Source organism: Paenibacillus xanthanilyticus, assembly GCF_042682185.1.
In the GTDB taxonomy this organism is placed as follows: domain Bacteria; phylum Bacillota; class Bacilli; order Paenibacillales; family Paenibacillaceae; genus Paenibacillus_Z; species Paenibacillus_Z xanthanilyticus.
In genome coordinates this window covers 2,313,191-2,327,015 of record NZ_JBHUHA010000002.1, presented here as the reverse complement: position 1 = coordinate 2,327,015, position 13,825 = coordinate 2,313,191, and the positions used below count along the sequence as shown (strand labels likewise).

The window sequence follows — 13,825 nt, the reverse complement described above, 5'->3', positions numbered from 1 at the left end:
CGCCGCAAACTGTTACAATTTACCCAAACATGCTTTTGCAGCGAAAGGGGAAGACCATGCTCGGACTTGTGAAGAAAATTTTCGGAGACGCCAACGAACGGGAAGTCAAGCGTCTGCTGCGCACTGTAGAGCAAATCAACGGAATGGAGTCTCAAGTGTCACAGCTTTCGGACGATGAGCTCCGCGGGAAGACCGATGAGTTCAAGGCGCGCCTGGAGAAGGGCGAGACGCTCGACGATCTTCTGCCGGAAGCGTTCGCGGTCTGCCGCGAAGCGTCCAAGCGCGTGCTGAACAAGCGTCACTATGACGTGCAGCTGATCGGCGGCATGGTGCTGCACGAAGGCAAAATCGCGGAGATGAAAACCGGTGAAGGCAAAACGCTCGTCGCGACGCTGCCGGTTTATTTGAATGCGCTGGCGGGCAAAGGCGTGCATGTCGTCACGGTCAATGATTACTTGGCCGAGCGCGACAGCAGCTTGATGGCGCCGTTATATACGTTCCTCGGTCTGACGGTCGGCTGTAACTTGAGCGGTCTGTCGCACGAGGAGAAGCAGCATGCATACAACTGTGACATTACCTACGGCACGAACAATGAGTACGGCTTCGACTATCTGCGGGACAACATGGTCCTGTATAAGGAACAAATGGTACAGCGTCCGCTGTATTATGCAACCATTGACGAAGTGGATTCCATTCTCGTGGACGAGGCCCGCACGCCGCTCATCATCTCCGGACAAGCCGCGAAATCGACCGAGCTGTATTTTGCGGCCGACCGGTTCGTGAGCCGTCTGGTAGCCGAGGAAGACTACACGGTGGACGTGAAGCTCCGCAGCGTTACGATTACCGAGTCCGGCGTCGAGAAGGCGGAGAAGGCATTCAATATCGAGAACTTGTTCGACCATGCGAATGTGCTCCTCAACCATCATATTAACCAAGCGCTGAAGGCCCACGTAATCATGAAGCGCGACGTCGATTACGTCGTGCAGGATGATGAGGTCATCATCGTCGACGAGTTCACAGGTCGACTGATGGCAGGCCGCCGTTATAGCGACGGACTTCACCAGGCGATCGAGGCCAAAGAGCAGATCAAGGTCCAGAACGAGAGCATGACGCTCGCGACGATCACCTTCCAGAACTACTTCCGGATGTACCGCAAGCTGTCCGGCATGACCGGTACGGCGAAGACGGAGGAAGAAGAGTTCAAGAAGATTTACGGCCTCGAGGTCGTACAAGTGCCGACGAACCGCCCGAACATCCGTCAGGATATCGCGGACGTCGTCTACAAGACCGAAGAGAGCAAGTTCAAGGCGGTCGTTGAAGCGATCGTCGAGCGCCATAAGCTCAACCAGCCGGTTCTCGTGGGCACCGTCTCGATCGAGAATTCGGAGCGTCTCTCTGACATGCTCCGCAAGAAGGGTGTACAGCATAAAGTCCTGAACGCCAAGTACCATGCCGAAGAGGCCGAGATCGTCTCCCGCGCGGGTCAACCGGGCGCCGTCACGATCGCCACGAACATGGCGGGCCGCGGCACCGACATTATTTTAGGCGAAGGCGTCCACGAGATCGGCGGTCTGCATATCATCGGCACCGAGCGCCATGAGAGCCGTCGGATCGACAACCAGCTGCGCGGACGCGCCGGCCGTCAAGGCGACCCGGGCTCGTCGCAGTTCTACCTCTCGCTCGAAGATGAGCTGATGCGCCGTTTCGGTTCGGATAACATTAAAGGCATGATGGAGCGTCTGGGCTTCGAGGAAGACCAGCCGATCGAGAGCCGCCTCATCTCGCGCGCGATCGAATCCGCGCAGAAGCGCGTCGAGGGCAACAACTTCGACCTTCGGAAGATCGTCCTGCAGTACGACGACGTCATGAACCAGCAGCGCGAGATCATCTACAAGCAGCGCCGCGAGGTGCTCTTCTCGGAGAACATCCGCGATGACGTGCATGAGATGATCAAGCCGGTCGTCGAGCGCATCGTCGAAGCCCATTGTTCGGACGACGAAGTGCCTGAGAACTGGGAGTACCAGGAGATCATCGATTATGCGCAGGGCACCTTCCTGAACGAGGGTATGCTGACCAAGGATGATTTGTGGGGCAAAGAAAAGGAAGAAATCATCGAGTTCCTGCTCGATAAAGTGATGAAACTGTACGAAGAGCGCGAAGCGGAGATTGGCGAAGAGACGATGCGCGAGTTCGAGAAGGTCGTCGTGCTCCGCGCTGTCGACAGCAAGTGGATGGACCATATCGACGCGATGGATCAGCTTCGTCAAGGTATTCACCTTCGCGCGTACGGCGGTACCGATCCGCTTCGCGAGTATCAATTCGAAGGCTTCGAGATGTTCAAAGAGATGATCGAGCACATCCAGGAAGAAGTCACGAAGTACGTCATGAAGGCGCATGTGGAGAACAACCTGCAGCGTCAAGAAGTGGCGAAAGGCCAAACGAGCAGCGGCGGAAGCAGCGAGACGGGCGTCAAGCGTCCGGTGAAGCTGAAGGAAGCCGACCGAATCGGCCGCAACGATCCTTGCCCTTGCGGAAGCGGCAAGAAATACAAGACCTGCCACGGCGAGCAAGCGTAAGCTTGCCGCCGGCATAGGCGGGCCAGACATATTTTGAGGTGAAGCAGTCATGATCGACGCAAGCGTGAAGCACAATCTGCGCGAGATGGCAAAGCGGCTCCAAGAACTCAGGGGGTCTCTTTGACTTAGATCTTAAGCAAGAGATGATCGCGAACTACGAGGAACGGATGACGGCGCCCGATTTCTGGGACGACAACGACAAGGCGCAAAGCACGATCGCCGAGCTCAATGCCGTCAAATCGGTCGTCGAGCAATACGAGCGGTTGAATACCGAGCAGGAAGATCTGCAGACGATGCTGGAGTTGGCGGAGGAAGAAGGGGACGATTCCCTCGAAGCGGACATCGTCTCCGGCACCGCCGAGCTCGTTCGCAAGGCGAACGAATTCGAGCTGCAGCTGCTCCTCAATCAGCCGTATGACAAGCTGAACGCCATTCTCGAATTGCATCCGGGCGCGGGCGGCACCGAGTCGCAGGACTGGGCGCAGATGCTGTACCGGATGTATACGAGATGGGCGGAGAAGCGCGGCTTTAAGGTGGAAGTGCTCGATTATTTGCCGGGCGACGAAGCAGGCATCAAGAGCGTGACCATCATGGTCAAAGGTTATAACGCGTACGGGTATCTGAAAGCCGAGAAGGGCGTTCACCGCCTCGTGCGGATATCGCCGTTCGACGCTTCGGGCAGACGCCATACGTCGTTCGTCTCCTGTGACATCATGCCGGAGATCGACGATGATATCGAGATCGACATTCGTCCGGAAGACCTGAAGGTCGACACGTACCGAGCAAGCGGCGCGGGCGGCCAGCACGTCAACAAGACGGAATCCGCGATCCGGATTACGCACATGCCGACCGGCATCGTCGTGGCGTGCCAGACGGAACGCTCGCAGATTTCCAATCGCGATCGGGCGATGAAGATGCTGCGTTCGAAGCTCTACGAACGGAAGATCGAGGAGCAGCAGAAGCATCTGGCCGAAATCCGCGGCGAGCAGTCCGACATCGCGTGGGGCAGCCAAATTCGCTCTTATGTATTCCATCCTTACAGCATGGTCAAGGATCACCGCACAGCGGTGGAGACGGGCAATGTCGGCGCGGTCATGGACGGCGACCTGGATGCGTTCATCGATGGCTATCTGCGCAGTCAGATTCGCACCGATCGCACGGAATAACGGCCGCAAGGCAGCGATAGGAATAGGTTGAAGAAGGAGTTCTTACGTCGAAATGTCGGCGTGGGAGCTCCTTCTTGCGGTATAGGGGTGCGTTGACGCTTTAATTGAACATAATAGAAGGTATCGGGTAGCATACAGCGGGAACGTGGGAAGGATGTCGGCAGTGAAGGCACAAGGGGAACGAAAATCGGCTTTGAATCGAAACGGCGCAATTGCGGCAGAGGAGCAGATGGGCATGATTACGCAAGGAAGAGACGAGCATGCTCACGAACCGCGTCGAGAGGGGCATTTGCCTTCGTGGGATGACATAGATAGTCAGGCCGAATCTGCCCTAACGAACAGGGAGAATACGCCTTTGGATAAAGAGGAGGGGGCGCGTTTGGCGACGCTGGCCTCGACCGACCGGGTGCGATCGCTAGAACCCGACGTTAGCGGGCATGCGGACAACGGGGAACGAGAGGCGAGAGCGCTGGTGTCGCGTCTGCTGCAGGAGAAGCCTGATAAGGAGGCTCGCGGCACTCGCGCCGAATCCACCCCGGGGATGGCTTCGGGAGCCAAACCCGGGAGTGGGCAGTCCCGCACCCGACGACGGCGTGGGGGCGGTACGGGCAATCCGACGCTGGCGGCGGTGTTGAACGTCGCGCTGCTGCTGATCGGCTCGTTTATCATCGCGGTCAGCTTCAATATTTTCCTCGTCCCCCTTGGCATCGCCTCGGGCGGCGTGTCAGGCATCTCCATCCTGGTGGAGCGGCTTACCGATATCCCGCCGGCCTATACGCAGTGGGCGCTCAACGTCCCGCTGTTCCTATTAGGCCTGTGGCTGCTCGGCAGACGCTTCGCCCTCAAGACGGCGCTCGGCTCGTTCATTCTGCCGCTGTTCGTCCTGCTGACCTCGCATTGGGAGGCGCCGACGGACAACGCGATGCTCGCCTCTATCTACGGCGGGATCGGGGTAGGGGCGGGGCTCGGTCTCGTGTTCCGCGGCCGGGGCTCAACGGGGGGGGCTTGATTTGGCGGCGCAGCTGCTGCATAAATTCACGGGGATTCGCCTAGGACTTGCCGTGGCATGCTTCGACGGGCTGGTCATCATCGCGGCGGGTCTCATCATCAAGCCGGAGAACGCGCTCTACGCGCTCGTCGGCCTGTTCGTCACCAGCAAGACGATCGACTTTATCCAATCCGGGTTTTCCATGTCCAAGGTCGCGTTTGTCGTCTCGAATCATTCGGACACTATCGCGCAGGTCGTGCTGCACGATTTGGACCGCGGCCTGACCAAGCTGGGCGCGCGTGGCGGCTACACCGACGCGGAGCGGACGGTGCTCATGATCGTCGTCAGCCAAGGCGAAGTGTCCAGGCTGAAGCAGCTCGTGCGCGCGGCCGATCCGGACGCGTTCGTCATCATCAGCGATACGGCGGAGGTCGTCGGACAAGGCTTCAGCTTGCCTTAATTTATCGCTTCGATTTTCAACCAATGGCCACTCGAACCAGGCGCGAACGCTGGGTGAGATGGCCATTTTTTGTATTGTATTTATATAATGCGCTATGTATAATAATACACGTCCCTGAATAAATCTCTCGCTTCATGCATTCATCGTAAGCATCCTAAGGCGGGCGGGCATAAAGAAAGCTCGTGATCATCGGGACGTTTGGTTATAATTGGTTCAGCCCGGTGCATCGCATGCTGCCAAGGGAAGCTAAGGAATGGGAGAGATTTGCGTATGAACGAGAACGTAAAAGTTGCAATTATCGGTTCGACCGGTTACGGCGGCGTGGAATTGATCCGTCTGCTGGCCAGCCATCCGCGGGCGGAAGTTACCTCGGTCATTTCCTCCTCGAGCGCGGGCGCGCCGATCGCGGAAGGCTATCCGCATCTGACGGAAATCCGGACCGACCTGCTGGATGACGTCGATCCGGCGCTTATCAAGGGCAAGGCGGACGTCGTATTCCTGGCGACGCCGGCAGGCGTGGCGGCGAAGCTCGTGCCTTCCCTGCTGGACGCGGGACTGAAAGTAATCGATATATCCGGCGACTTCCGGTTGAAGTCCCGGGATTCCTATAAAGAATGGTACAAGAAAGAACCGGCCGACCAATCGTACATCGACCAGGCGGTCTATGGGTTGGCGGAGGTCTACGGCGGAAGCGTGAACGGCGTCGACTTCGTATCCAACCCAGGCTGCTACCCGACGGCGACGCTGCTGGGCTTAATTCCGGCCGTATCCGCCGGTTTCATCGACCCGTCGACGATCATCATCGACGCGAAGTCAGGCGTATCAGGCGCCGGCCGCGGCGCGAGCCTCGGCACGCATTATTCCGAGCTGAACGAGAATTTCAAGGCGTACAAAATCAATCAGCATCAGCACATTCCGGAGATCGAGCAGACGCTGTCCGACATCGCGGGCCGTCCGGTCGTGACGACGTTCACGACGCACTTGGTGCCGATGACGCGGGGCATCATGAGCACGATGTACGCGACGATTCAAGGCGAGCATACGGCCGAGGATTTTATCGACCTGTACCGCCAATATTATGAAGGACGCAAATTCGTCCGGATCCGTCCGCTCGGCGTAACGCCGGCGACGAAGGAAGTATGGGGCTCCAACTATTGCGATATCGGCTTCGCGGTCGACAAGAGGACCGGGCGCGTCACGATCGTGTCGGTTATTGACAACCTGGTTAAGGGCGCTGCGGGGCAAGCGATTCAGAATCTTAATTTGATGATGGGCTGGGACGAGACGCTCGGGTTGCAATTTGTCCCCGCTTATCCGTAAATCACGAACCTTTATCGAGCAGAGGAGAAGCGGACATGGGACAGGAAACCGTGCAAGAGACGGCTTTTACGATTGTGCAGGGAGGCTCGGTCACGACGCCGCGCGGCTTTCGCGCGGGCGGCTTGCACTGCGGCTTGAAGAAGACGACGCGCCATGACTTGGGCGCGATCGTGTGCGAGGTGCCGGCGGCGGCGGCGGGCGTCTATACGACGAACGTCTTCCAGGCGGCGCCGATCAAAGTAACGCGCGAGAGCATCGCGGCGGGCGGCGTCCTGCGCGCCATGCTCGTGAACAGCGGCAACGCCAATGCGTGCACGGGCCAACAAGGAGAAGCGGATGCCTACGAGATGCGCGCCGTATTCGCGGACGCGATCGGCGTTCCCGCCGAGCAAGTGGCCGTTGCATCGACCGGCGTTATCGGCGAGCTGCTCAAGATGGATCGCGTGCGCGGCGGCGCGGTGGAGCTGCCGGCGAAGCTGGGCGATTCCTACGAGGCGGCCGATGATTTCTGCCAAGCGATTCTGACGACCGACTTGGTTAAGAAGGAAGCCTGCGTCGCCGTTACCATCGACGGACGCACGGTGCATATCGCAGGCGCGTCCAAGGGGTCGGGCATGATTCACCCGAACATGGCGACGATGCTCGGCTTCGTCACGACGGACGCGAACATCGGCAGCGAAGCGCTGCACGGCCTGCTGCGTCAAGTGACGGACGTGACGTTCAACATGATCACGGTCGACGGCGACACGAGCACGAACGATATGCTTGTCGCGATGGCCAGCGGACTTGCGGGCAACGACGAGCTGACCGTGGCGCATCCGGACTGGGCGGCGTTCGCGGAAGGGCTCCGCTACGTGTGCGAGGTGCTCGCCAAGGCGATCGCCCGCGACGGCGAAGGCGCGACGAAGCTGGTCGAGGTGCAGGTGCGCGGCGCAGTGTCGGATGACGCGGCGCAGGCGATTGCGAAGACGGTCATCGGTTCTTCGCTCGTGAAGTCCGCGGTATTCGGCGCAGACGCCAACTGGGGCCGGATTATCGCGGCGGTCGGTCGCGCGGGTCAGCCGGTCAATCCGGACACGGTCGATATTCGCCTCGGCGATATCGTCACGCTGAAGCAATCGGCGCCGGTGGCGTTCGACGAAGACGAGGCGCTTGCTTACTTGAAGGGCGATACGGTCGTCATTCACGTCGACCTGAACATGGATAACGGCTCCGCGACGGCTTGGGGCTGCGACCTGACGTACGATTACGTTCGGATCAACGCGGCTTACCGGACCTAATCGGCTCCGGCGAGCGCGAAGCGCGGTTCGAATTCGAGGAGATAGAGAGGAACGGACGACATGGAGCAACGGTTTGTGATGAAATGCGGCGGCAGCACGCTCGCCGCGCTGCCGGATTCGTTTTTCGCCGACCTGCGCAGTCTGCAGGAGAGCGGCGTGAAGCCGGTCATCGTGCACGGCGGCGGTCCCGCGATCTCGGAGACGCTGACGAAGCTCGGCATCGAGAGCGAGTTCGTGAACGGACTCCGCAAGACGAGCGACGAGGTGCTGGACGTCGTTGAGATGGTGTTGGCGGGCCGGATCAACAAGGAGATCGTCCGGAAGATCCAGCATAGCGGGGCCAAGTCGATCGGCCTCTCCGGCGTCGACGGCAAGCTGATCAAGGCACAGCCGGTCGCCAGCGCGGCGGAGATCGGCTTCGTCGGCGATGTGACGGACGTCAATGCGGACATCATCGCGGGCATCATGGAGATGGGTTATATTCCGGTTATCGCGCCGATCGGCATCGACGACGCCTCGCAGCGCTATAACATCAACGCCGACACGGCGGCGGGCGCGGTCGCGTCCCATCTGGGCGTGGAGCGGATGATCGTCGTCACCGACGTGCCGGGCATCCTGAAGACGGTCGACGGCCAGAAACAGGTGCTCCCGTCGGTGACGGTTGAAGAGATCGAAGCGATGATCGCCAGCGGCGAGATCTACGGCGGGATGATCCCGAAGGTTCGCGCGGCGATTCAATGCATCCAAGGGAAGGTGCGAGAGGTCGTCATCGTGAACGGCGACGAGCCGAACGTGCTGAGTAAGGCGGTTTTGGAAGGCGGCATCGGCACGCGCATCGTGCGCTAGACGACAAGCGTCCCGCGGCCTATCCATATACATGTTCCGCTGGTTGAACAGCCATAATGAGAGAGGTGAACCGAAGATGAGCGAACAAGCTAACGCAAGCTCGTTGTTTCAGAACTATGCGAGATACCCGATCACGCTGGTCAAAGGGGAAGGCAGCTGGCTCTGGGACGACCAAGGCAACAAGTATCTGGACTTCATGTGCGGCATTGCCGTGACGAATCTGGGCCATGCCCCGAAGCCGGTCAAGGATGCGCTCGTGAAGCAGCTCGATGAGCTGTGGCACGTATCGAACCTGTACCATATCCCGAACCAGCAAGCGGCGGCGAGACTGCTGACGGACAACAGCTGCGCGGACCGCGTCTTCTTCTGCAACTCCGGCGCGGAGGCGAACGAGGCGGCGATCAAGATCGCGCGCCGTTATCAGCAGAAGGTAGCCGGCAATGGCCGCTACGAGATTATCACCTTCCACAAGTCGTTCCACGGCCGCACGCTGGCTACGCTGACCGCGACGGGCCAAGAAAAGGTGAAGGACGGCTTCCTGCCGCTGCCGGAGGGCTTCGTGCACGTCGAGCTGAACGACGCGCAGGCGCTGGAGGCGGCGATCAACGAGCGGACGGCGGCGATCATGCTGGAGCTGGTCGTGGCCGAAGGCGGCGTCTATCCGGTGGAACCGGCATTCGCGGCGCACATCGCGCAGCTTTGCAAGCAGCACGGTCTGCTGCTCATCGTGGATGAGATCCAGACAGGCATGGGGCGCACGGGCACGCTGTTCGCGTATGAGCAGTACGGCATCGAGCCAGACGTGTTTACGCTGGCCAAGGGGCTGGGAAGCGGCTTCCCGGTCGGCGCGATGCTCGCCAAGGAATACGTCGCGGAAGCGTTCAGCGCGGGTACGCACGGCTCGACCTTCGGCGGCACGCCGATCGCGACGGCGGCGGTGAAAGCGACGATCGAGACGATCGTGGGCCAAGGCGTGGCGGCGAAGGCGGCCGAGGCGGGCGCGTATTTGGTTCAGCAGCTGAAAGAGAAGCTTGGCGGGCATCCGCTCGTGACCGATGTTCGCGGCAAAGGGCTGCTCATCGGCATCGAGTGCACGCAGCCGATCGGCGAGCTGATCACCGAAGGACAGAAGCGCGGGCTGCTGACCGTATCGGCAGGGCCGAACGTCATCCGTCTGCTGCCAAGCTTGCTCGTCTCGAAGGAAGAGATCGACCACGCGGTTTCGATACTAGCCGGTATTTTTGCGGATCGTACGGCGGCCGTATAAGGCGATCCTGAGGAAGGGAGTCAGATCAGAATGACGCAAACGCTATTGAACGAAGAGTTGGCCTTGAACCTGAAGGGCAGAGATTTCCTAGCCCTCGTTGACTATACGCCGGAGGAAGTCCGGTACTTGATCGATCTGGCGATCGAGCTCAAGCGCAAGCAGAAGGCGGGCGAAGTCTACCATCCGCTGCTCGGCAAGACGCTCGGCATGATTTTCGAGAAATCGTCGACGCGCACGCGCGTGTCGTTCGAGGTGGGCATGTACCAGTTGGGCGGGCAGGCGCTGTTCCTGAGCAAGAACGACCTGCAGATCGGACGCGGCGAACCGATTGCCGATACGGCGCAGGTGCTCTCCCGTTACCTGGACGGCATCATGATCCGCACGTTCGCGCACCGTACGATCATCGAGCTGGCGCGGGCTGCGACCGTCCCGGTCATCAACGGCCTGACGGACACGAACCATCCTTGCCAGGCGCTCTGCGACTACCAGACGATTCTGGAGCACAAAGGCCGCCTCGAAGGTCTGAAGCTGGCTTACATCGGCGACGGCAACAACATGGTGCACTCGCTGTTGATGGGCGCCGCGAAGCTGGGCGTGAACATCTCCGTGGCGACGCCGGAGGGCTACGAGCCGGACGAAGAGATCGTGCAGCTGTCGAAGCAGCATGCGAAGGAGACGGGCGCGCAGATCTATCTGACGCAGGATCCGAAGGAAGCCATCAGCGACGCGGACGTCGTGTATACGGACGTTTGGGCGAGCATGGGCTTCGAGCAGGAGCAGCAGGAACGCGAGAGGGCGTTCGCGAACTTCCAGGTGAACGAAGCGCTGGCGAAATACGCGAAGAGCGACTATCTGTTCATGCACTGTCTGCCGGCACACCGCGGCGAAGAAGTGAGCGAGGGCGTCATCGACGGCAAACACTCGATCATTTTCGACCAAGCGGAGAATCGCCTGCACGCGCAGAAGGCCATCATGGCCGCGACGATGTAACACGTTTTTTTGCAAAAAGGGGATCCATTTAAGCTGCGGCTATTTTTCGATATATGAGGAGCGTTGGGAGAAACCATGGCGAAGGAAAAAATCGTACTCGCATACTCGGGCGGTCTGGATACGTCCGTAATTTTGAAATGGCTCAAAGAAACGTATGACGCCGAGATCATCGCGTTCACGGCCGACATCGGCCAGAAGGATGAGCTCGACGGCCTGGAAGAGAAGGCGCTGGCGACCGGCGCGTCCAAAATCTACATCGATGATCTCCGCGAAGAATTCGCGAAAGACTTCATCTACCCGATGTTCCAAGCCGGCGCGCTGTATGAAGGCCAATACCTGCTCGGCACGTCGATCGCGCGTCCGCTTATCGCTAAGCGTATGGTCGAGATCGCCCGCGCGGAAGGCGCCAAGTTTATCGCCCATGGCGCAACGGGCAAAGGGAACGACCAAATCCGTTTCGAGCTGACGGCAGCCGCGCTTGCGCCGGAAATCGAAGTGATCGCCCCTTGGCGCATCGAGCAATTCCGCGAGGAGTTCCCGGGTCGCGCCGAAATGATCGCGTACGCCGAGAAGCACAATATCCCGGTTCAAGCGTCCGCGGCGAAGCCGTATTCGATGGACCGCAACCTGCTGCACATCAGCTTCGAGAGCGGCATGCTCGAAGATCCGTGGTTCGATCCGTCGGCCGACGACAACAAAGGCATGTACGTGCTGAGCGTCGCCCCTGAGGACGCGCCGGACCAAGCGGAATACGTGGAGCTGACGTTCGAGGCGGGCAACTGCGTCGCCATCAACAACGAGCCGCTGAACCCGCTCGCCGCGATGGAGAAGCTGAACGAGCTCGGCGGCAAACACGGCATCGGACGCGTTGACATGGTCGAGAACCGTTTCGTCGGCATGAAGAGCCGCGGGGTGTACGAGACGCCGGGCGGTTCGATCCTGTTCGCCGCGCACCGCAAAATGGAATCCCTCACGATGGACCGCGACGTCATGCATCTGCGCGACTCGCTCATCGCGAAATACGCATCCCTCGTGTACAACGGCTTCTGGTTCGCGCCGGAGCGTCTCGCGCTGCAGGCGCTCGTGACCGAGAGCCAGAAGAACGTGACGGGCGTCGTTCGCCTGAAGCTGTACAAAGGCAACATCATCGGCGCCGGCGTGAAGAGCCCGGTCAGCCTGTACAATCCGGATATCGCGACGATGGAAGCCGATCCTTCCAAAGCCTACGACCAAGGTGACGCGACCGGCTTTATCCGCCTGAACGCGCTTCGTTTGAAAGTCGCGTCCGGCGTGGAGCAGAACAAGAAGTAATCCGATTCGGCACGATGAAGGCCCTGGTCGTTCGCGACCGGGGCCCTGCGTGCATCAACCGAACGATTTTCAAGCGCATGAGCATGGGATAAAGGAGCGGACCAACGTGAGCAAACTGTGGGGAGGCCGGTTTACGAAGAAAACCGACCAGCTGGTGGAAGAGTATACGGCATCGATCATGTTCGATAAGGAACTGGCCGAGGAGGACGTGCAGGGCAGCTTGGCGCATGTGACGATGCTCGGCAAGCAAGGTATTTTGCCGGCGGACGACGTCGAGACGATCAAGCAGGGCCTGACGCGCGTCCTGGAGAAGGTGCGCAAAGGCGAAATCGAATTCTCCATCTCCGACGAAGACATTCATATGAATATCGAGAAGACGCTGATCGACGACATCGGTCCGGTCGGGGGCAAGCTGCACACGGGCCGCAGCCGCAACGACCAAGTCGCAACGGATATGCACTTGTACCTGCGCAAGCGCGTCGTCGAATTCGTCGACCTGCTGCACAAGCTGCAAGCGGCGCTGATCGAGCAGGCGAAGGCGAACCTCGATACGATCGTGCCGGGCTACACGCATCTGCAGCGCGCGCAGCCCATTTTGTTCGCGCATCACCTGATGGCCTATGTCTCGATGTTCGGCCGCGACGCCGAGCGTCTGCAGGACAGCTACAAGCGGATCAACACGCTGCCGCTCGGAGCGGGCGCGCTTGCGGGCACGACGTTCCCGATCGACCGCCATTTCGTCGCCAGCCAGCTCGGCTTCGACCGCGTCTACGAGAACAGCCTCGACGCGGTGAGCGACCGCGACTTCATTCTTGAATTCCTTTCGCACGCGTCGATCATCATGATGCACTTGTCGCGTCTGAGCGAAGAGCTCATCCTGTGGTCGAGCACGGAGTTCCATTTCGTCGAGCTCGATGACGCCTTCTGTACGGGCAGCAGCATCATGCCGCAGAAGAAGAACCCGGACGTGCCGGAGCTTGTCCGCGGCAAGACGGGCCGCGTCTACGGCAACCTGATCGGCCTGCTGACGGTTCTCAAGTCGCTGCCGCTCGCATACAACAAGGACATGCAGGAAGACAAGGAAGGCATGTTCGACACGGTGCGCACGCTGCAGGGCGCGCTTCAGCTGTTCGCGCCGATGATCGCGACGATGAAGGTGAACAAGGACCGCATGCGCCAAGCGGTCAACCAGGACTTCTCGAACGCGACAGACATCGCGGACTTCCTCGTCGGCAAGGGGCTGCCGTTCCGCCAAGCGCACGAGGTCATCGGCAAGACGGTGTTGTACTGCATCCAGCAGAACAAATACCTGCTCGACCTGACGCTGGACGAGTTCAAGCAGTTCTCTGACCTGTTCGACGACCGGATCTATGAGGTGCTTCAGCCGGAGCAGGTCGTCAACGCGCGCAACGTCTACGGCGGCACCGCTCGTTCGCAGGTCGCCGAGGCGATCGCCCGCGCCGAGCGCGAGCAAGATCAGACCGCCTCGTGGGTGAAGGAGTATAGCGAGCGCAGCCAGTAATCGCGCGGAGCTTTCGCAATAGGCGTTGCCATTGAACGCTCGCCATAAGCATGGAATAACAAGAAGCCGTTTCGACCCGACCGGGAAGAGACGGCTTCT

Annotated in this window: 9 protein-coding genes and 1 pseudogene; all 10 read left to right on the top strand. The window is 59.9% G+C overall.

Features of this window, described 5'->3' with window-relative positions:
- Positions 1-56: 56 nt before the first annotated feature.
- The 10 genes and pseudogenes from secA (at position 57) to argH (ending at position 13,726) form a co-directional block, all read left to right on the top strand.
- Positions 57-2,576: a preprotein translocase subunit SecA gene (secA, locus tag ACFSKT_RS27805; protein WP_377720662.1), complete on the top strand. Its 2,520-nt coding sequence runs from the start codon at positions 57-59 to the stop codon at positions 2,574-2,576.
- A 49-nt stretch (positions 2,577-2,625) separates the two neighbouring features.
- Positions 2,626-3,742, top strand: a protein-coding gene (gene prfB / locus ACFSKT_RS27800) for a peptide chain release factor 2 (RefSeq protein ID WP_377720663.1) whose coding sequence is annotated in 2 segments (ribosomal slippage) — positions 2,626-2,697 and positions 2,699-3,742 — 1,116 coding nt in all. Because the reading frame shifts where the segments join, the coding sequence is not laid out codon by codon here.
- Positions 3,743-4,283: 541 nt separating this feature from the next.
- Positions 4,284-5,190, top strand: a pseudogene (locus tag ACFSKT_RS27795) (YitT family protein).
- A 270-nt stretch (positions 5,191-5,460) separates the two neighbouring features.
- Positions 5,461-6,510, top strand: a complete 1,050-nt coding sequence (gene argC / locus ACFSKT_RS27790; RefSeq protein WP_377720664.1) for an N-acetyl-gamma-glutamyl-phosphate reductase — start codon at positions 5,461-5,463, stop codon at positions 6,508-6,510.
- A 35-nt stretch (positions 6,511-6,545) separates the two neighbouring features.
- Positions 6,546-7,790: a bifunctional glutamate N-acetyltransferase/amino-acid acetyltransferase ArgJ gene (gene argJ / locus ACFSKT_RS27785; protein WP_377720665.1), complete on the top strand. Its 1,245-nt coding sequence runs from the start codon at positions 6,546-6,548 to the stop codon at positions 7,788-7,790.
- A gap of 60 nt (positions 7,791-7,850) precedes the next feature.
- Complete coding sequence (gene argB, locus ACFSKT_RS27780; protein WP_377720666.1) at positions 7,851-8,636, top strand: acetylglutamate kinase; 786 nt, start codon at positions 7,851-7,853, stop codon at positions 8,634-8,636.
- Between the two features lie 76 nt (positions 8,637-8,712).
- A complete protein-coding gene (locus ACFSKT_RS27775) occupies positions 8,713-9,903 on the top strand; it encodes an acetylornithine transaminase (protein WP_377720667.1) in 1,191 nt (396 codons plus the stop codon).
- 30 nt (positions 9,904-9,933) lie between these two features.
- On the top strand, positions 9,934-10,893 hold the full coding sequence (argF, locus tag ACFSKT_RS27770) for an ornithine carbamoyltransferase (RefSeq protein WP_377720668.1): 960 nt from the start codon (positions 9,934-9,936) through the stop codon (positions 10,891-10,893).
- A gap of 75 nt (positions 10,894-10,968) precedes the next feature.
- On the top strand, positions 10,969-12,204 hold the full coding sequence (locus ACFSKT_RS27765; RefSeq protein ID WP_377720669.1) for an argininosuccinate synthase: 1,236 nt from the start codon (positions 10,969-10,971) through the stop codon (positions 12,202-12,204).
- Between the two features lie 106 nt (positions 12,205-12,310).
- Complete coding sequence (argH, locus tag ACFSKT_RS27760; protein ID WP_377720670.1) at positions 12,311-13,726, top strand: argininosuccinate lyase; 1,416 nt, start codon at positions 12,311-12,313, stop codon at positions 13,724-13,726.
- The last annotated feature ends 99 nt before the right edge of the window (positions 13,727-13,825 follow it).

What these genes read in the sequence shown, in the direction of transcription:
- ACFSKT_RS27775 (WP_377720667.1), top strand. Translation starts at nt 8,713, where the DNA reads ATGAGCGAACAAGCTAACGCAAGCTCGTTGTTTCAGAACTATGCGAGA.
- secA (WP_377720662.1), top strand. Translation starts at nt 57, where the DNA reads ATGCTCGGACTTGTGAAGAAAATTTTCGGAGACGCCAACGAACGGGAA.
- argF (WP_377720668.1), top strand. Translation starts at nt 9,934, where the DNA reads ATGACGCAAACGCTATTGAACGAAGAGTTGGCCTTGAACCTGAAGGGC.
- argB (WP_377720666.1), top strand. Translation starts at nt 7,851, where the DNA reads ATGGAGCAACGGTTTGTGATGAAATGCGGCGGCAGCACGCTCGCCGCG.
- argJ (WP_377720665.1), top strand. Translation starts at nt 6,546, where the DNA reads ATGGGACAGGAAACCGTGCAAGAGACGGCTTTTACGATTGTGCAGGGA.
- ACFSKT_RS27765 (WP_377720669.1), top strand. Translation starts at nt 10,969, where the DNA reads ATGGCGAAGGAAAAAATCGTACTCGCATACTCGGGCGGTCTGGATACG.
- argC (WP_377720664.1), top strand. Translation starts at nt 5,461, where the DNA reads ATGAACGAGAACGTAAAAGTTGCAATTATCGGTTCGACCGGTTACGGC.